Source organism: Oxyplasma meridianum, from assembly GCF_038024865.1.
GTDB classification, from domain to species: Archaea; Thermoplasmatota; Thermoplasmata; order Thermoplasmatales; family Thermoplasmataceae; genus Oxyplasma; species Oxyplasma meridianum.
This window is the reverse complement of record NZ_CP133772.1, coordinates 519,494-536,789: the sequence shown is the minus strand read 5'-3', so window position 1 is coordinate 536,789 and position 17,296 is coordinate 519,494. Positions and strand designations below refer to the sequence as shown.

The 17,296-nt window shown below is 37.8% G+C and carries 20 protein-coding genes and 1 tRNA gene; 6 read left to right on the top strand and 15 right to left on the bottom strand.

From position 1 onward, the window contains the following. Positions 1-5 precede the first annotated feature (5 nt). Together OXIME_RS02795 and OXIME_RS02790 are read left to right on the top strand one after the other, a co-directional pair. Complete coding sequence (locus tag OXIME_RS02795) at positions 6-152, top strand: hypothetical protein (protein ID WP_393971961.1); 147 nt, start codon at positions 6-8, stop codon at positions 150-152. 873 nt (positions 153-1,025) lie between these two features. After that, entirely contained in the window at positions 1,026-1,631 is a 606-nt protein-coding gene (locus OXIME_RS02790; protein WP_393971960.1) for an FMN-binding negative transcriptional regulator, read from the top strand. Positions 1,632-1,637: 6 nt separating this feature from the next. On the opposite strand, the gene OXIME_RS02785 is transcribed toward OXIME_RS02790, so the two are convergent. From OXIME_RS02785 to OXIME_RS02775, 3 genes are read right to left on the bottom strand one after another with little or no spacing between them, the layout of a single operon-like run. Next, on the bottom strand, positions 1,638-3,008 hold the full coding sequence (locus OXIME_RS02785) for an aspartate aminotransferase family protein (protein ID WP_393971959.1): 1,371 nt from the start codon (positions 3,006-3,008) through the stop codon (positions 1,638-1,640). After that, the gene (gene hisD, locus OXIME_RS02780) at positions 3,008-4,315 is read right to left on the bottom strand and encodes a histidinol dehydrogenase (protein ID WP_393971958.1); all 1,308 of its coding nucleotides are present in this window, start codon (positions 4,313-4,315) and stop codon (positions 3,008-3,010) included. Before hisD ends, OXIME_RS02785 begins: the two co-directional genes overlap by 1 nt. Continuing rightward, positions 4,315-5,739, bottom strand: coding sequence for an APC family permease (locus OXIME_RS02775; RefSeq protein WP_393971957.1), 1,425 nt, complete (start codon positions 5,737-5,739; stop codon positions 4,315-4,317). Before OXIME_RS02775 ends, hisD begins: the two co-directional genes overlap by 1 nt. Before the next feature lie 158 nt (positions 5,740-5,897). On the opposite strand from OXIME_RS02775, the gene OXIME_RS02770 reads away from it, so the two are divergent. Both OXIME_RS02770 and OXIME_RS02765 read left to right on the top strand, forming a co-directional pair. Then, positions 5,898-6,386, top strand: coding sequence for an Lrp/AsnC family transcriptional regulator (locus tag OXIME_RS02770; RefSeq protein ID WP_393971956.1), 489 nt, complete (start codon positions 5,898-5,900; stop codon positions 6,384-6,386). Positions 6,387-6,658: 272 nt separating this feature from the next. Beyond that, positions 6,659-7,048: a helix-turn-helix domain-containing protein gene (locus tag OXIME_RS02765; RefSeq protein WP_393971955.1), complete on the top strand. Its 390-nt coding sequence runs from the start codon at positions 6,659-6,661 to the stop codon at positions 7,046-7,048. Positions 7,049-7,390: 342 nt separating this feature from the next. Here OXIME_RS02765 and OXIME_RS02760 read toward each other — a convergent pair whose 3' ends face one another. The 8 genes from OXIME_RS02760 to OXIME_RS02725 all read right to left on the bottom strand — a co-directional run bounded on the left by OXIME_RS02760 (position 7,391) and on the right by OXIME_RS02725 (position 11,768). Then, entirely contained in the window at positions 7,391-7,849 is a 459-nt protein-coding gene (locus OXIME_RS02760; protein WP_393971954.1) for a hypothetical protein, read from the bottom strand. Further along, complete coding sequence (locus tag OXIME_RS02755; protein WP_393971953.1) at positions 7,846-8,145, bottom strand: hypothetical protein; 300 nt, start codon at positions 8,143-8,145, stop codon at positions 7,846-7,848. Before OXIME_RS02755 ends, OXIME_RS02760 begins: the two co-directional genes overlap by 4 nt. After that, a complete protein-coding gene (locus tag OXIME_RS02750; RefSeq protein WP_393971952.1) occupies positions 8,102-8,389 on the bottom strand; it encodes a hypothetical protein in 288 nt (95 codons plus the stop codon). The genes OXIME_RS02755 and OXIME_RS02750 overlap by 44 nt, the downstream gene beginning before the upstream one ends. Beyond that, on the bottom strand, positions 8,383-8,553 hold the full coding sequence (locus OXIME_RS02745) for a hypothetical protein (RefSeq protein WP_393971951.1): 171 nt from the start codon (positions 8,551-8,553) through the stop codon (positions 8,383-8,385). The genes OXIME_RS02750 and OXIME_RS02745 overlap by 7 nt, the downstream gene beginning before the upstream one ends. Before the next feature lie 216 nt (positions 8,554-8,769). Then, complete coding sequence (locus tag OXIME_RS02740; protein ID WP_393971950.1) at positions 8,770-9,195, bottom strand: hypothetical protein; 426 nt, start codon at positions 9,193-9,195, stop codon at positions 8,770-8,772. Between the two features lie 658 nt (positions 9,196-9,853). Next, positions 9,854-10,117, bottom strand: coding sequence for a UbiD family decarboxylase domain-containing protein (locus tag OXIME_RS02735; RefSeq protein WP_393972237.1), 264 nt, complete (start codon positions 10,115-10,117; stop codon positions 9,854-9,856). Between the two features lie 42 nt (positions 10,118-10,159). Then, positions 10,160-10,342, bottom strand: coding sequence for a hypothetical protein (locus OXIME_RS02730; RefSeq protein ID WP_393972236.1), 183 nt, complete (start codon positions 10,340-10,342; stop codon positions 10,160-10,162). A 358-nt stretch (positions 10,343-10,700) separates the two neighbouring features. Further along, positions 10,701-11,768, bottom strand: coding sequence for an SIS domain-containing protein (locus tag OXIME_RS02725; protein ID WP_393971949.1), 1,068 nt, complete (start codon positions 11,766-11,768; stop codon positions 10,701-10,703). Between the two features lie 158 nt (positions 11,769-11,926). Here OXIME_RS02725 and OXIME_RS02720 point away from each other — a divergent pair, with 158 nt between their 5' ends. Continuing rightward, positions 11,927-12,898, top strand: coding sequence for a Gfo/Idh/MocA family protein (locus OXIME_RS02720; RefSeq protein WP_393971948.1), 972 nt, complete (start codon positions 11,927-11,929; stop codon positions 12,896-12,898). 1 nt (position 12,899) lies between these two features. Here OXIME_RS02720 and OXIME_RS02715 read toward each other — a convergent pair whose 3' ends face one another. After that, positions 12,900-13,595 (bottom strand): aspartate/glutamate racemase family protein, encoded by a 696-nt coding sequence (locus OXIME_RS02715; RefSeq protein ID WP_393971947.1) that lies wholly within the window; start codon positions 13,593-13,595, stop codon positions 12,900-12,902. Between the two features lie 295 nt (positions 13,596-13,890). Here OXIME_RS02715 and OXIME_RS02710 point away from each other — a divergent pair, with 295 nt between their 5' ends. Further along, the gene (locus tag OXIME_RS02710; protein ID WP_393971946.1) at positions 13,891-15,321 is read left to right on the top strand and encodes a pyridoxal phosphate-dependent decarboxylase family protein; all 1,431 of its coding nucleotides are present in this window, start codon (positions 13,891-13,893) and stop codon (positions 15,319-15,321) included. 860 nt (positions 15,322-16,181) lie between these two features. On the opposite strand, the gene OXIME_RS02705 is transcribed toward OXIME_RS02710, so the two are convergent. The 3 genes from OXIME_RS02705 to OXIME_RS02695 form a co-directional block, all read right to left on the bottom strand. Further along, positions 16,182-16,253 (bottom strand) — tRNA-His (locus tag OXIME_RS02705). Between the two features lie 34 nt (positions 16,254-16,287). Continuing rightward, positions 16,288-16,914 carry an METTL5 family protein gene (locus OXIME_RS02700; RefSeq protein WP_393971945.1) on the bottom strand — a complete coding sequence of 209 codons (627 nt, stop codon included), beginning with the start codon at positions 16,912-16,914 and terminating at the stop codon, positions 16,288-16,290. Between the two features lies 1 nt (position 16,915). Next, positions 16,916-17,236: a hypothetical protein gene (locus OXIME_RS02695; RefSeq protein WP_393971944.1), complete on the bottom strand. Its 321-nt coding sequence runs from the start codon at positions 17,234-17,236 to the stop codon at positions 16,916-16,918. Between the last annotated feature and the right edge of the window lie 60 nt (positions 17,237-17,296).

Here is a 17,296-nt window from a genome sequence, read left to right as displayed (position 1 = left end):
TACTAATGGATGAATATGCGGAAAGACTTATTCCAGGAGCCCATATAATCAATATATTTATTGGAAAAAACGCTGCAATCGTGGTAACATTGCTATTCATTAACAGCCTTCTGACAGGAACCGTGGTGGTTACAAACTTGAGTTCCGCCTAGAGTTTTTGAGAAAATGCATGCTGATCCTTTATTCATCTAAACCTGTTGATCATGTTACTGGTTTTCTATCCTTGCACCAACCACCTTCTCAGGATAGTCTATATTCATCTTTATGAGTAGACCTCTTGCTTTATCCGATTCTTATCTTATCATGACGATACCAGATTCTGTTTTTACAGGTGTGACCTTGAGATAAGAGAGTATCCTGGAACTTCTGGATATGGTGATCCCTTTTTTTCTCTATTAGCCTTGATATGATCAGGGAAAGAACACAGACAAACACATGTGCTTTGATCCATTCAAGGCTTATTTGAAAGAGAACGAATGCAATAATGTCTCATATTATTAGTACTCTTTCAAAACTGGAAGCAATACCGTTGATAATTCCAGTTGGAAAACTGATACTCAGACGGGGATGGGAAAATGCAAATCAGATACTATCACTTCTTATTTTACCTATCCAAAAAAAGTTATAGGTGACACACTAACAAAATAACAGTAAGATCGCTATCAAATTCTCTGAGATAAAGTGTCTTCTGACAATTTTCATCAAAACATCATGAGAAACTCAAGTTTATATTAAAGATTTGACATCATTCCTTTTCGAAACAGCGTGAAATTGAGGATATAAGAGGATTAATATGTACTGTATAGACAGGAAACATGTCGCATTAACCAACTAACAAAAACAATCCAATTGCACTATCATGTAAAAATACATTGTAAAAAGAGTTTTTTCATAATATACTAAACTTAGGTTAAATTGTAATGATTATTATCACTCTTATCTAATTACTGATTATTGCAGTTAACACCCTTTTACTGCCCTAGGCAACTCCATTAACTTTAATAACGTCATGCAAATTTATGAGAATGTATGTTCCAAAAAATTTTGAGATAAATGATGACGAAAAAATCATCTCTTTTATTAAAAAATACAATTTTGGGGTTATGATCACATATTATGATGATGAATTCCGCACTACCCATCTTCCAATGGTGTATAAAAAGGAAGAGGATGGGGAATACTTATATGGACATATGGCAATTGCTAATGATCATTGGAAAATAGCCAAAAACAGAAAAACATTATGTGTTTTTGATGGTCCACATCATTATATTTCTCCGAAATGGTATAATATTTCAGAATCAGTTCCAACCTGGGATTACTCTACGGTCCATGTTCAAGGAATTTTCGAACTGCTTGACTTAGGAGAAAACGTTACTATTTTGAAAGAGATGTTACATTTCTATCTTATTGATAATGATATGCAAGAAAGAATGGAAGAGGGCTATTTCAAGAATATGAGCAATGGCGTGAAAGCATTTAGAATTAAGATAGAACAAAAAATCTGCAAATTCAAAATGAGTCAAAATAGGAGTGTTGCTGATAGGATAAAAATCATAGAAAATCTCAGAAAGATCAGAAGTCAGGATGCAAATAACGTTGCAGATATGATTGAGAAAGAAATGGAATAAATTTTTTCAGGATGATTCCTGATAAAGAGATTTTTCAAATATTTCCATGCTTTTTTCCAGTAACTTCATCTCAATGGTAAGGGGAGGCATGAATCTTATCACATTGGCAAAATGACCACATGTATGTATAAGTACACCATTGTTAAACATCCGATTTTTTATTTTCATTGCCAATTCTGAATTTGGTTCCCTAGACTTCTTATCCCTGACAAATTCAACCCCGATCATAAGTCCTTTACCCCTTACATCACCTATGAATTTGGATTTTTCCTGAAGGGAGATTAATTTTTCCATGATGAATTTACCCTTACGTTTTACCTCATTAAGAAACTCCTCGTTCTTGAGTTTATTCAATATTACATTGCCTGCCGCAAGTCCTACTGGATTTGCTCTGAATGTGCCTAAATGGAATGCCTTAGGGATTTCCACATCATATTCCTTGTGGTATGCAATCATGGAGATCGGAATGCCTCCTCCCACGCTTTTGGAAATACACATAATATCCGGGGTAATTCGGGAATGCTCAGACGCCCATATCTTTCCAGTTCTTCCCATACCAGTTTGTATCTCATCAACTATGAGAGGAACCCCGAGTTTCTTAGTGGACTCCGCTAGCATAGGCATAAAATTATCAGGGGGTACCACATATCCTCCTTCCCCTTGAATTGGTTCTACCATCACACCCGCAACAGACCCGATTCCTGAATATGGGTCCTTTATTAAATATTCAAGATAATCTATTACAGTTTTTGAAATATCCTCATTTTCCGATTTTATCGGAAATCTGTATGGGTATGGGAACGGTATATGGTAAGTGTTAGTGTATGAATTGAATGAGTTGTCGCGGTAATGAAAGTTTGCTGTTGTCGAAACAATGTTTCCTGCGATTCCATGATATGAGCCTCCGAAGGCGATAATAACCTTTTTCTTTGTTATCAATCTGGAGAGTTGAATCGCAAGTTCACAGGCATCACCACCAGTTACAGTTGTAAACACCTTTGAGTTATCCCTCATTTTCCCTGGAAGTGTTGAATTAAGTGTCTTTAGAAAAGCTATTCTGGCCTCTGTTGGTACCTCCGTAATATGCGTTATTCTTGACGCCTGCTCAGTTATAGCTTTTAATACATCTGGATTTGCATGCCCCATATTCAGAACACTCACCCCGCTAAACAGATCAATAAATACGTTTCCATCCACATCCACTATGGTTGCGTTTTTTCCATAATTAACACCTATTTTGAATGTGTCGGTATATGTTCTTGAACTAGTTTCATAAAGTTCCTGTTCTTTAAGCATTAGTTTTGATTTCTCTCCAGGAATTTCTCCCTTTATTACGGGAGCATCCATCATACTTTTCCACTCATTCTCTTTTTGCATCATTCCTCACCACTATTTATCCGAATATCTTTAAATAATTTTGCCCTTAATTCAGCAGATTTAGCATGACCAGAGAGTCCTTCTAGTTTGCTCTGTTCAAAAGCCCTTCTAGATAGTTCTTTTAATGCAACTTCACCCAAAACCTCCTGAAAAGTTAAGACTTTGAGGAATGCTCCAACATTCAATCCTCCGGTATATCTTGAAGCACGATTAGTAGGGAGGGTATGATTTGTTCCTATTAATTTGTCAGAGAAAACAACTGGAGTGTTTTGATTCATGAACAGGCTCCCAAAATTGTCGAGTTTTTCAAATGCTTCTTCCCTGTGCTTAATTGAGACATGTAATTCAAGATGCTCTGGGGCATAATTATTTGCGTATTCAAGAGCTTCATCAAAATTGTTGCAATAAATAATGCTTCCTTTCTCTTTCCATGAAACTCGTAATATTTCTCTCGTAGCAAGTGTCTCAATGTATTTTGGCATCTCATTTTTCAATTTCAAGGCCATTTCCCTAGAAGTAGTAACGAGACAACTCCTTGCAGCGATATCGTGCTCAGCCTGTGCAAGCAAATCATATGCAACCAAATCGATATTGGCAGTTTCGTCGGCAATTATTAAGACTTCGCTAGGTCCAGCCAGAAGATCAATACCAACCTCGCCAAAAACCTGTCTCTTTGCCTCATTAACATACTTGTTTCCTGGACCAAATATTTTATCTACCGGCTTTATCGTCTCGGTTCCGTATGCCAATGCTCCTATTGCCTGAATACCCCCAATTGTGTAAACCTCCGTTGCTCCGGCTTTATATATTCCATACAAAACACCAATATCCGGCCTATTTTCTCCTGGTGGAGTCATTGCAACTATCCTCTTTACACCTGCCACTTTGGCCGGGATTATACCCATGAGGGCGGATGATAAAAGTGGGAACCTTCCTGCAGGAACGTAAATGCCTGCGGAACTTATAGGAACTATTTTTTGACCCAATACAGTTTCATTGCCATCAACTTCGATCTGCATATCTCTATACATTGAAAGTTGAAATCTGGCAAATTTTGTTATTCTCGTAATATTCTCATCTATCAAATCCTTTGTTTTTGGATTCAAGTTTTTAATCTTATTTTCGATCTCATCCTTCGATAAAAGGAATTTTTCAAGTTGCAACTTATCAAATTTGAGAGTGTATTTTGAAACAGCCCTATCTCCTTCTTTTTTTATATCCTTCAACACATCAGATACTGTGGAATATAAGGATGAGAGGTCATCCTCAGTTCTTTCTGGTTCGAGTTTTAATATTTCTGTTGTCATTATTCATCACTGTGCTCCTGAATAGTTTCTGCGCTTCCGATTTTTCTGATCTCTTCTGGAGTTTTCTTGACCATAAGATAGACAACAAAAACAATCCCGACTAAGATCATAAAGATAAACAGATAAAATGCGTAATTATAGGGGTATGCAGGCGGGAATGGAGCAAAGGTCCCATAAATTGCGAACAGATAAATTACAGTTGCCGGCAGGGGGAGTGCTAAAAAAGGCACCCATTTTCTTGCACCAAATTTAAGTTTATTCTTACCGTAAACGGGCAAAGAGAAATTCGAAAGGATATGAACTACATAGAGAATCGACCCGTTTAAGGCTGTAACTATGGTTGCCCCAATAAAAGGACCAAAAATCAATCCAGCCACTATGCTAGAGATTGATACAAAAAGAGCCTCAAATAGTACAATCTTCCTAGGCGAGCCGGTTTTTTTGTCTGTAACTGCCATACTTTTTGGGAATACCAAATTATCTCTTGCCATTCCATAGCCAATTCTGCTGAATGCATTTCCCTCGGCAATTCCATTTGAAATGAAACTGTTTAAGGTGATTAATACAAATACCAGTAAACCTATTGGTCCAAGATAATTAGATATGACTGTAAAGCCTGGGTTCGTTGAAGTTGAGAATGTTGCGATATTCGTTATACCCCAGCCAACTACAAGAGCATAAGAGCTTATTACATATGTAATTGCCCCAATGATTAGCCCATAAACTATTGCTTTTGGTACTACCTTCTTTGGCGTTTCCAATTCTTCTGATATGGTAATAATGGAGCCGAGTCCAACGAAACCAAGTATGGCAAATAATGTTCCAAAACCTAGATTATTTGCTGAAATTCCGTTCAATGAGAAAGGCGCAAATGAATTATGGGTTGCTGGGCTTAATATTATGAACAATGAGAAGGCAATCAATATGCCAACCTCAATAACCCCGCCTATGAGCGTGTAATACAAAGATGGTCTTAACCCGAAATATAGCAATGTAAATATCAGTACCAGAGGGATAAAAGCCAAAGGTAACCAGCCATAAGGATTTGATGCCAACTGCGGTATTAATGGCCATGCAACACCAGCAAAGAAAAGTGTTGAAAAACCAACCAAAGCTCCCATAACATTAGTATAATAAAGAATGGAGGCAAATCCGCCAAATCGACCTCCCAATCCCGCTGAGATGTAAGAATAATACCCCCCTGCATGCGAAATTCTTTTTGAGAATTCATAGTTCATGTACATAGCGCTCGCGACGCCCAATGTTGCAAGGAGGAAGGTCAATGGAACCGATGCCCCCACATAACCAGCTTCGACTACAAAGAATGATGCTGCAGTGGCAGCAGGAGCTATATAAGCCAACCCCTGAAAGACCCCTGTCCATAATCCTCCAGTGTTCTTTTTTAATCCTTTTACGAAGGCCATACCGAAGATACTACCAAATCATATTTAGTCTTTTAACAGAAACGGTTACAACTATAAAATTAAGATTAATTTATTCCGAAAATTGTGATTATAGGAATTTTTATTCCTCAATTAACCCATTTAGAGAAGTTTATATATTCATTAAGATTGTTATGGAATTGGATATAATAGATTTAAAAATACTGAAACTTCTCTCTGTGGATGCTGAGATGCCCATGAAAGAAATAGGAGATAAATGCGGGATAAATTCTCCTTCTGCCATAAGCAAGAGAATAAAAAAATTAAAGGAGCAGAATGTAATCAAATCAATCAGAGCAGAGGTGGATTATTCCAAATTCGGACTAAATTTTCTGGCAGTAACCTTTATAAAAGCAAAATATAAAAAGAACTACACAGATCTTCTTTCAGGTAAATTGTTGAAAATCAGCGGGATCATCACACTTTTAGAAATCCTAGGCGAGATCGATTTTGTCATTATCACATTAAATAAAGATCAGGAAGCGTATAAAGAAAATATGCGTTATCTTATGTCTCTTGATGAAATAGATCGGACGGATACGAGAGTAGTTATTGAAAATTTCATGCTGTGTGATTTTAGCAAAATCGACATTTCTGAAGAGTTTAATATTAAGATTTCCAAGTTGTGATCCAACCAGGGGCAATTCTTTTTATAGCACCTAAAAAACTTTTTTCACACAATTTTTAAAAACCCCACTTGTTTTCTTGGATTCCATAACCAATTCAGAACTCTCATTTTTTTAGGAATCCTTAGAACAGATGATAAATTGTATAATTAATGACCGAAGGCTATATTCATGGTGGTCTGGCCCCTTAAATAAATGGACAACATTTACTTATGCGGGCACGGGGGAGTATATTAAAGGAGTATTAGAAAGACATGGCTTGAAAACATTGGATTGTGGATGAGAAGGTTGCACTAATAGACGAGATCAGGCAAATTGGATATGTTTTGGAAACCTGCAGAAAATATTCTATCGATCCATCCATGCTTTATCGCTGGAAGGAATCATTTGATGATCTTGGCATTGAAGGCCTCAGAACCAGATCGGGAAAGATAGAACCAGGCATCAGGAAGTTGAAAAAAGAGAATGAACGCCTCAAGGGGATAGTTGCAGAGGAGGATCTTGAGAATGCAATGCTCCAGGATGCTTTTAAATTTGAGTTCCGCCTAGAGTTTTTGAGAAAATGCATGCTGATCCTTTATTCATCTAAACCTGTTGTTCATGTTACTGGTTTTCTATCCTTGCACCAACCACCTTCTCAGGATAGTCTATATTCATCTTTATGAGTAGACCTCTTGCTTTATCCGATTCTTATCTTATCATGACGATACCGGATTCTGTTTTTACAGGTGTGACCTTGAGATAAGAGAGTATCCTGGAACTTCTGGATATGGTGATCCCTTTTTTTCTCTATTAGCCTTGATATGATCAGGGAAAGAACACAGACAAACACATGTGCTTTGATCCATTCCGGCTTTCTGTGATTTATCAAACATATCTTTAGGAATGACTTTTGCTGTTGGAAAGGATCTTTCTATCATCCACTGTTCTTTATAAGACTTCACCACATCTTCCATGGAGAGACGGGTATTTGTCATTGTCATGAATTTTCCTGCGAGTCCTTTCAGTTAGGATATTTTTTCATTCATTGTAATGGCATGATCCCAGAATTTCACAAGTGATCTCAGATTTCCAAGGGATTTCTTCATCTTATTTGGATCTGATATTTCGGTCATTCTCTCCTTCACAATGGCCATCTTCTTCTCAAGATGGGCGAGATCTGTCTTCTCCCTTTCCATGTTCAATACAGCCATGTATCGCCTCTTTTCAGCAAGCCTTTTATCGTCTTCTGTGGTATCATCCTCAATGACATCTGTGACATTCACATCCACAGATCTGATGTATAGATGACCATACAGGTCTTTTTCATCAAATTTTGTATCCATGAGGATATTGCAATATGGAAGATCATGCCTGTATACTGCTGTTATATACATATTCTTATCAAGAATCTTCAGTGACTGATATCTCTTAAATGTCAGATCCACTATTATGATGACATTTTTTATGTGGAATCTTTCCTTCATAATAGATCTGGTCTTTTCCAGTGTTTTGGACCCACAGTATTACTAGGCCAGACCTCATGGTATATTGGGATGCAATCAGCCATGACGAGACCTATGACCATCTGTTCTTTACCACGTTTCTTGTCCCTAAAATATCCCAATAAGACAAGATCGTTATCCTCTCTGCTTTCGAAGTATGACGATGTAAGTTGGTAATGCACAACTGATACATGGGGTTTCAGGGCATGAAATAACTCATTTTCTATTGGAATCTTATTCTGATTCAATCCTGTGAAGTGCCCTGTATATATTGTCATCGCTAAGGTGCAGATAATTCCATGGATAATATACGCTGTCAATGAGATCTACAAGTCCAAGATCAGAGCAGTTTTCAAGCAGTCTTGATATCACCATGAAGTTCAATATATGGGAATAGCCACCTGAATTCATTTTGATCACCCGGGGGATTCCACTCTTCTCCATTAAGGACATGGATGCATATATTATGCCATATTCCAGAGAAGGGAGAAGCGAGAATTCCTTCGGATCCTTTCTCACCATCGCCTCATTTTCCTGTATCTTTCCATGTCAGATGTTTTCCTCACTGGACCAAGGTATTCAAGAACCTTTGTTTTCTGTTTTCCATTCTCCCCGTAACGTTCAGCTATCTGAGCGTACTCATAAACATTCTTTCTTCTTCTATTGGGTGATATTTGGAGGAACATGATACAATATACAAAACAAGTATAGTAATTCGTGCATACATGATGCACGGACAACAATCGACATGAATTCTCATGTAGAAGCCATGAAATATTCAATGAGCAATAAAATTAATTAAAAATTATTTGCGGAACTCAAGTATAATTGCATCACTCCCTCTGCTGGATCTTAAATTTAGCGGAAAAAACAGTTATACTAACATTGCAATGACATCAGCCTCAATCATAATAATAGCACTGGAAGCAATTGACTGAATAATAAGAGAATAATGTAGTGCATTTTTTTCTAACTTTATCCATTATTTCAGGTGAAATTGCTGGAATTTCTGGATGACTTTTGATGACTTTCATGCATATTTTATTATTTCTCACTTCCATGTCATATTGCGGATTAATCCTGGTGGCCAATGCCCAACCAACCTTTTCCAAGTCAGTGAGATCTATGTCTTCGCCGATCTGCAGATTTAACTTTCCATCTTCGTACATCTCATGAGATATTACAACTTTTGAATCGCCAAAAACAATCTCCATCTTTTCCCTATTGGAATCTTTTACAATTTTTCTTTGTTTTCCAGATGTGGGAAATAGTAATTTGCCTGCAGTTCTATCCGGATCTGACGTAATATCGGAACTTATTATGTACATGTTCCTGAAAATTAGAATGTCTTATCCATCTTCAATATCAGTTTCTGCAAGATTAACTAAGGATCTTTTAAAGCTAGGTTCTGTCTTTCAATCGTTGATAAAAACAATCTTTCCCCATAGAGAATCGTTTCCAACAATTACTGAACCAGACTGTTTGGCAATGCTTATATTTCCATTCTCCACAAAGGCCAGGCTGAGAAATCGCGATCCATAGTGTGATCATGAAACATTATACAACGGGCCTTTTGGCATAAACTTCTTTATTTCATCTGTTACGGCTGCGGTTCTGGATAAGGAAAAAAAGATTGATATGTTCTGAGGAATTGGACGGCTGTATATCATAAAATATTGTTTTTTTCTTAGACATTATTGTTTTGATGTGCGCCACGTTTTTTGTGGAATCCTGCCCCTTATAAACTGTATGCTCAGCAAAGGGACCTTCTTAAAACCTTTCGTCAGGAAGGCATTCAGCTTCTATAAAAATTTTAGAATCTGAAGATACAGGGAGCTTGTTTCAAATTCTAGAAGTATAGCCGACTTTTATAACCTCTCCTCCTTTTGAATATTCGTTTCTTGTGAATAAAGGACTAAGAATGTAAAATACGGGATGTGCGCCTATTAAGACAGATATGTCCAACTTTAAGCCCTTTTTCCTGCATTAGTCAAGGTACCCCCACACATTTCCATGGCTTTCTGCATCAAATGCATACCTGCCCCTTGCAAAAGGCTGAATCTTTGTGAAGCTAAAATTTAAAATTTCTTCATACCTGTGGTCCCTGGTGGGTACCAAACCGAAAGTAATGTATCTTCCATAACCTGATCTTGAACCGTCGGATACATAATGTATGGCTATAGGTAGTGAGAAAATATCAACTCCATCCCCATTCTTGATTGTCTCTTTTACAGGAGGTTGTGATTCCAGTGATTCAGTGGAAAAAAGATCATCAACGGTAAGAACAGAATTTCATTTTCTGAGAAATTCCGATATATCGCTATAACCTATGGCCTTTGTGACACTATCCTCTAAACCTAAAAGATTTGAGACTATTCTGAAATCGAGATAATTTTTGATATTTTTGAAAAAAAGTGAAGGATTTTTTGCAGCAGTCAAAAGAGAATACTCTGTAATCTCATATTCCGTGTCAATTTCGCCTTATACTATTCTTAATGAATTGCTTTTAGAAACTTGATCAAGAAAGGATCTCAAGGATTGTCTTCCTTCGATTTTAGGCATGTCACTAAATCATGAAGTTACCCATAAATATTGGCTCTTTCCCCACGGAATCTAGATTTCACTGGGTATTACCAAGCTTCAGATTGATTCAGCATGTAATCCTCAAGGACTGCAAACTGTCCAATAGATCTGCTTTTAACCCCCATTCATTACTTTTATTGCCAGATCTTTCCTGATTATCATAACGCCATTGTCGAACAATATTTTCATAATCATTCCCGGTGATTCACTTTTATGCGTTCATTAGACTTTTAAACTTAATGAACAACAATTACAGTTTGATCATTTCGTCTAATCTGGCAAAGGCAGAATTATCTGACCTGAAATTATCAGGATTCTTTCCCCTTGCAACGGCAACAGATAGCGAAAGCAGCTGAAGCACAATGAGGTTTATCAGGGGGGAAAACTCTTCCTCAGTTCTTTGTACAGATACTAAATTTTTTTCTTGAGAATCATTCCGGTCAGTGATTTCAATGACGCTTACATTCAATGATCTCAAAGCTTTTGCAAAATTTTGGATTCGTTCATACGATTTACCCCATGTGGAAATGCATATGAAAATGTCATGTGACAGATCAGCAGCCCTTACTGGACCGTGGATAAGCTGTTCAATTTCGTATCCATAAGCTGTTACATAGCTGGTCTCTTGCATTTTTAATGCTGCTTCCATAGCGGTTACTGAGTTGGGACCTCCTCCAAATATCCATACTCTTTGGGAAAAATCCATTTTCTTCGACATATCCTTTAGTTCTTTTTCCAGTTTAAGCGCTTTTTCCATTCCCGGTACAATTGATTCTGCAAGTTTCTCCAGCGATTCTTTCTCCTGTGTTGCTTCCAGCTTTGAAGACGCAGCAAGTTTCAAAAGCACAGCTACAGCACTGGTAAGGCTTATTGTATGGGCTGAGGATTTCTCCTGTTCAACGGTGGTGAATATAAAATCAGCATCTCCTTTCTTAATGCTGCTTGAAACCCCAGTTATGGCTACAGTTTTACACCCTGCATTTCTGGCCTTTTTAAGGGAATCATAACTGTACATTTTATAGCCTCTGTGGCTTATAACAATGACTGTATCATCTCTTGATAGATCCGGTGTATAATTGGAGAACTCAAATGATGAGTATACCATTATGTTCTTATTTTCAACATATTTTTCAAGAATGAACCTGCCAAACATAGCAGCATGAAGGGAAGATCCTGTACCAATCAGGAATATATTTTTTGAATTTCCTAAAATGTGCGATGCTTCAGAAAATTCTTTGTTGTGTGATGTGAGTATACTTTTAAAAGCGGTTGGCTGTTCCATGATTGACCTGTGCATGAAATAATCTGTCTGGTTCATAAGTAACATTCAAATATACTTAAGGCGGTAAATAACCTTTCCAAAATTAGCTCAATTTGGAGTGAAGGCCAGTTTTAGTCAAAGGAAATGGAGATAGAGGTTAAAAATACCTTTCTTCCATAGGAATCTTAATAATAATCAAAACACATTGCATATCCATGAAAGTCACGCTGATTGGTGGAAACGGTTTTGGGAAGCTTCATGGAGAATCATATAAACAGTTGGGAATAGAATTTTCAGTTTATGACAGGAATCCTGAAGTTCTTGAGTACTACAGGAAAAATTACGGCGTTAAGGAGGTCTTCGATAACATTGATGATGCCATACATTCTAATTCTGATATAGCGGATATTGTCCTTCCCCACAAAATGCACAGAGATATATCAATAAGATGCATGGAACTTGGTAAACATGTCATAATGGAAAAACCCATAGCAACCACAATTGAAGAGGCAACAGAAATTATAGAGGCTTCAGTGAAGAACAATGTAAAGTTTATGGTTGCAGAACAGTATAATTTTGACCCCTCCCTGAACATGGCAATAAAACTAGTAAATGAGAACATGATAGGGAAGGTTCATACCATACTTGTAAGGGACCAGAGAGAGTATAAAAAAACCGGCTGGAGATCAAAGAAGGAAGAGATGGGTGGAGGGGCACTTATAGATGGCGGCATTCATTACATCGAAACTATCCTGGATATAGGGGGAGATTACAGCAGGATTGATTCCTATTCCTATCATGGAGGATCTTCACTGGAAGGGGAAGACACCACTGTTGCGCTATTTCATTTTACTAGTGGGTCACATGGGATGTTCTTCTATTCATGGGCATACAGATCTTTTCCAAGACTTCCTTCTTATGAGATTATAGGTAGTGAAGGAAGCATATATGAGGATATCAAGTCCAGGCCGCTGGAGGAGTTTAAAAGTATGACTGGACTTAGATATGTATACGGAAATCCTGTATTAAATGGAGAAAAAGTGGAGATACATCAAGAGGATGTGTTTAATCTGGAAATAAAGGGATTTGTCGATTCGGTTAAAAACAACACCGAAGTTCCCTACAGCCATAACAAAGCCATCAGGAACCTCAGATCAATTCTTGATATATACAGGAAAGGTGACTGAACTATATTTTTTTAAAACGCCTTGCACACTCTGCTGCAAGTGATTCCATTGGATCCACAAGGAATTGCATTGGATCTGACTTTCCAAGGGCTACAGAAACCTCACTGCACCCTGCAATTATTCTCTCACACCCTTCTCTCCTCAACGAATCTACCTGTTCCATAAAAATTTGCTCTGCCTTGTGCATTTTTCCGGACTTAACCATATATATTGCCTCCATGACGGCATCCTGGCTTTCCGGATAGAACAGTTCGACATCTCTTTCAAGGAGGGAATCCCTGTACAGACCGGAGAGTTTTACAGGAGTGGTACATATAATCCCTGCTCTGCTCCCTCTAGACAGTTTCTTCGAAACAATTCCTGGAGCATTCAGGACTTCCATAGTTGTACTATTAGCTATCTCATCAAACCATATATGGGCTGTGTTGCAGGGAATTGCCATGATGTCGCATCCGGATTTTTCCAGTATTTTAGCGCTTTTTATAAGTTCAGGCAACGGAGATTCCCCACCCCTGAGAAAAGCTTCATTCCTGTCTGGAATCTGGGTGTTGTTGTATACCAATGCCGGTATCTGATCCTGATCTTTTTTCGCTGCTGTAACTTTAACCAACTTATCCATAAAATCTATTGTAGCGGCAGGTCCCATGCCTCCGAGAATGCCCAGCAATTTTGGGCTTTCCTCCCCCTCATTTCTCATTCTTCTCCGTCTCCATAAATCCTTGCACTTTCCTGGTCAGATGAACCTAATTTAGCTTTGAACATTTATGAACATTTCCTCATTGCATAAATCTATAACTTTCTATTCTGTTATTACAACATAAGTATGACAAATTCGTTGATTAAAATCCGTAATATTTAACTAATATGCCTTAATTTTAATTCCTGGTAATTCTATAAAGAATTCAGTAAAATCTGAATTTTGAAGTAGTAAAGTAGATGTCAACCAGTGATTTGGAATTCATTTAAAACGAGGTGATCGTATTATAAAAAAAATGCCTGAGAAGTCAAGTTCAATGGATATTGTCAGAGAAGAACTTTATAAATATACCGAAAGTGACATAGATGTTAAAGAGGGGAGGCTATTCACCTATCTTTATGATCCAGACATGAAGAGTTTAAAGGAGGCAAATGATATTTTTGTGGAATTCCTTAACAGGAACGGTATGGATTACCATGCATTTCCCAGTACCTTGAGGATTGAGAACGATATTGTGGCAATGGTAGGTTCTCTGCTGCATGGAGATTCAAATATAGCTGGAAACTTTACAACAGGAGGGACTGAAAGTATACTTCTTGCGGTTAAATCTGCTAGAGACATGTTCTTTTCAGAGAAAGGAAACAATAGAACTCCAGAGATGATTGTTCCTGTAACAGCACATCCTGCATTCAGAAAAGCGGCTGAATATCTTGGAATAAAAGTGATCAGGGTACATGTTGATGAGGATTCATTCAGATCCATCCCGGATAAAATCGAGAAGGCAATAACTGAAAATACAGCCATAATTGTGACTTCTGCACCCAATTTTCCCTTTGGAGTAATAGATCCCATAGATGAGATTGGGGCGATTGCGGAAAAGCATAAAATTTGGCTGCATGTAGACGCATGTGTTGGTGGCATGATACTCCCATTCCTTTCCATGGCTGGAGTTGAAGTCAGAAAATGGGACTTCATGGTTCCAGGAGTGACCTCCATATCACTCGATCTTCACAAATATGGTTTCACTCCAAAAGGTTCATCAGTCATTCTTTACAGGAATCATGATTTTAGGAGATACCAGCTTTATGTGAATGCAAACTGGCCAGGATACCCCATGTCCAACGTTGGAATTCAGTCGACAAAATCGGCCGCTCCAATGGCAGCGTCGTGGGCTGTGATGAATTCGCTTGGGATTACTGGATATTTAGAACTGGCGCGTAAAACACTTGCGGCAAAGGAAAAAATAGTGAATGGCCTGTTAAAACTCGGCTATCATATTGTTGGTTCTCCTGAGACTACAGTTTTTGCCTTTTCTTCCTCCGAGACTGACATATTCAGAATAGGCACAGAATTAAAGAAAAAAGGATGGTTCCTGCAGGTTCAACCCGGGTCTGAAGCTGATCATATGCCGTCAAGTCTTCACCTGAATATATCGCCAATCCATGCCAGAGTGGCAGATGAATTTCTTGATGATCTCAAAGAAATAACTCCGCGTGTAAAATTTGAGAAAGACAGTGGTCGGTCAAACTATGATCTGTTAAATATAATTCAATCCGCAAAGAATGGACATATTGACATTGAAGATGTCCTGAAGGAAGCAGACAAATACGGAAAGAACAGGCAGGAGTTACTCTATGAGATCATCAGGCATGTACCTCCTGAGATTGTGGAAACCGCTTTCATGGATATGGTAAATAATGATTTTAGACCCTCCGACGGATCCTGAACTTTAGTCACCATAATTTTTGAGTCTTTTTACCTCAATGAAGATCTTCTGATCTCACCGGATTATTGGCACATAATTTTCCAAAAGTAACATAATATGTCCTGGTCAGATATCATGAAGCATTGCTTTTTTGAGTACAAAAAATATTGCCAATCAGTCTTCAATGGTCACCTTTTGCCCTGATGTCTGTATAATCAGTTTTTTTAACCATTTAATGTTTCGCGTTCGAGATATTGCTTTATCCCATAACTGCTGTGCATAAGATTATACTTTAATTTACCAATGGGGGTGGCAATAAATAATTTTGACACGGGAAGATCTTTTCCATGTTTTAAGATGATTCCTTAGATTCCGTAATTTTCAATTTTATCATATTCAGAGTGCTGTTTGAAAATCTCTTGGTCAATTTTCCTGTCTATCGTGTTACCGGTAAATATTGTCTGTTCTGAGATTTCTTTAAAATCTTGTCTACCCTCAACCATATGGGCATGTTTTTGGTTAAGGACGGGTATAAAGTAATAGAATCTGATATGAGAAACTGTCTTGTTTCATATCTCACATACTTTTTACTGAAAAGATCAAAGATAAGAATTGAATCATCAGTGGAGTCTAAATAATGAACTGATGTCAATTTATTTTTCCATGAATTGACTATGGACCCCTATACAGTAACCATAATATAATAATACAAAAAATATCTGCATATATTTTGATATGCATAATTCCAGGTAAATCATTTGAAGCAAACACTATTAATTCACGGGCTGAACTTCCAGGATGCATCAATATTCATGGATTTTAACTCATCAATAAATTATCATAAAGTAGCAACTTGCGGTGGAATTTAAATAATTACAAGAGGCCGGGACCGGGAATTGAACCCGGGTCCGGGGATCCACAGTCCCCAAGGATGCCCACTACCCCACCCCGGCCATTTACTGTCGGAAATTAGAAGGACCTTAATTATTATTTCGTGGTTAATTGTGAACTGATCCTGCTCTTCAATTCAAAAAACACTGAGGGTATAACAGAATAGTCCGATGTGTGGTGAGCGTAGATTCTGGGAACCCGTATTCCCAACCTCTCTATCCGCAGAACGGTTGCATTTTTGCCGTAAAACTTTGAAACAAACTCAATTCCTTTCAAGTTGTGTATTGCGTAAATCTTGTTACCAATTTCCAGGGCCTTCTCCATGAAAGGTCTATCTGCCCCCTTTACAACTGAACCAAATGGAGGATTCATAATGACAGTATCAAAATGGCCTGTAACTTCCGAAACATCCATTTGCAGAAATTTTATTCCCGTCCCTTCTCCATTTTTTCTGGCTATCCTGACCTGTTCCGAATCTACATCTATTCCAACTACAGTTTCTGCACCAAGAACATGTGCCCCTATGGCAAATAGCCCATTTCCTGTTCCAAGATCAACCACGCTTTTCCCTGCAATATCCCCGGACATAAATGCATTAAAGATTACAGTGGCTGCGGTTTCAGCGTCTGTGGGATACTGTTCCAGATCATTCCTGTAGATGACAGAATGATCCAAATTCTGCAAAAAAATGGCAAGGTCCTTTCTTCCCTTTATTACCTTCATCTTATTGTTGTGAGCTACTTCCTACAGCAAGATTGACCACATCATTGGCCATTCTTCTTGAATCTTCAGGTGACTCTCCCCTGTTCAGGAAAATTTTTTCAATTTTTCTGATGGCTCTCTGTTTTTTCCATGTGCCTTTTTCATGTGCTGCCAGTACAATATATTCTGCTATTTCTCTGTCAACGCTAATGCCAAACCTTTCGCGAATCTTGATCTGCCACACCGGAACAAGAACAAAGGGAATATCTCCAAGGACACTTTCATGCCTCCTTTCCCTTATATATCTGTTTAGATCGTCTTTCCTCTTTGATGGCAATGGCATAGATTTCGATGAATAAGTACAATATAAATTTTTTGAACTTCAAAATAATCCAATTTAATA

Coding starts and splice junctions, on each gene's coding strand:
- OXIME_RS02795 (WP_393971961.1), top strand. CDS start 6: ATGGATGAATATGCGGAAAGACTTATTCCAGGAGCCCATATAATCAAT.
- OXIME_RS02790 (WP_393971960.1), top strand. CDS start 1,026: ATGTATGTTCCAAAAAATTTTGAGATAAATGATGACGAAAAAATCATC.
- OXIME_RS02785 (WP_393971959.1), bottom strand. CDS start 3,008: ATGCAAAAAGAGAATGAGTGGAAAAGTATGATGGATGCTCCCGTAATA.
- hisD (WP_393971958.1), bottom strand. CDS start 4,315: ATGACAACAGAAATATTAAAACTCGAACCAGAAAGAACTGAGGATGAC.
- OXIME_RS02775 (WP_393971957.1), bottom strand. CDS start 5,739: ATGGCCTTCGTAAAAGGATTAAAAAAGAACACTGGAGGATTATGGACA.
- OXIME_RS02760 (WP_393971954.1), bottom strand. CDS start 7,849: ATGAAGGAAAGATTCCACATAAAAAATGTCATCATAATAGTGGATCTG.
- OXIME_RS02755 (WP_393971953.1), bottom strand. CDS start 8,145: ATGACAATATATACAGGGCACTTCACAGGATTGAATCAGAATAAGATT.
- OXIME_RS02750 (WP_393971952.1), bottom strand. CDS start 8,389: ATGGTGAGAAAGGATCCGAAGGAATTCTCGCTTCTCCCTTCTCTGGAA.
- OXIME_RS02745 (WP_393971951.1), bottom strand. CDS start 8,553: ATGTTCCTCCAAATATCACCCAATAGAAGAAGAAAGAATGTTTATGAG.
- OXIME_RS02740 (WP_393971950.1), bottom strand. CDS start 9,195: ATGTACATAATAAGTTCCGATATTACGTCAGATCCGGATAGAACTGCA.
- OXIME_RS02725 (WP_393971949.1), bottom strand. CDS start 11,768: ATGAACCAGACAGATTATTTCATGCACAGGTCAATCATGGAACAGCCA.
- OXIME_RS02720 (WP_393971948.1), top strand. CDS start 11,927: ATGAAAGTCACGCTGATTGGTGGAAACGGTTTTGGGAAGCTTCATGGA.
- OXIME_RS02715 (WP_393971947.1), bottom strand. CDS start 13,595: ATGAGAAATGAGGGGGAGGAAAGCCCAAAATTGCTGGGCATTCTCGGA.
- OXIME_RS02710 (WP_393971946.1), top strand. CDS start 13,891: ATGCCTGAGAAGTCAAGTTCAATGGATATTGTCAGAGAAGAACTTTAT.
- OXIME_RS02700 (WP_393971945.1), bottom strand. CDS start 16,914: ATGAAGGTAATAAAGGGAAGAAAGGACCTTGCCATTTTTTTGCAGAAT.
- OXIME_RS02695 (WP_393971944.1), bottom strand. CDS start 17,236: ATGCCATTGCCATCAAAGAGGAAAGACGATCTAAACAGATATATAAGG.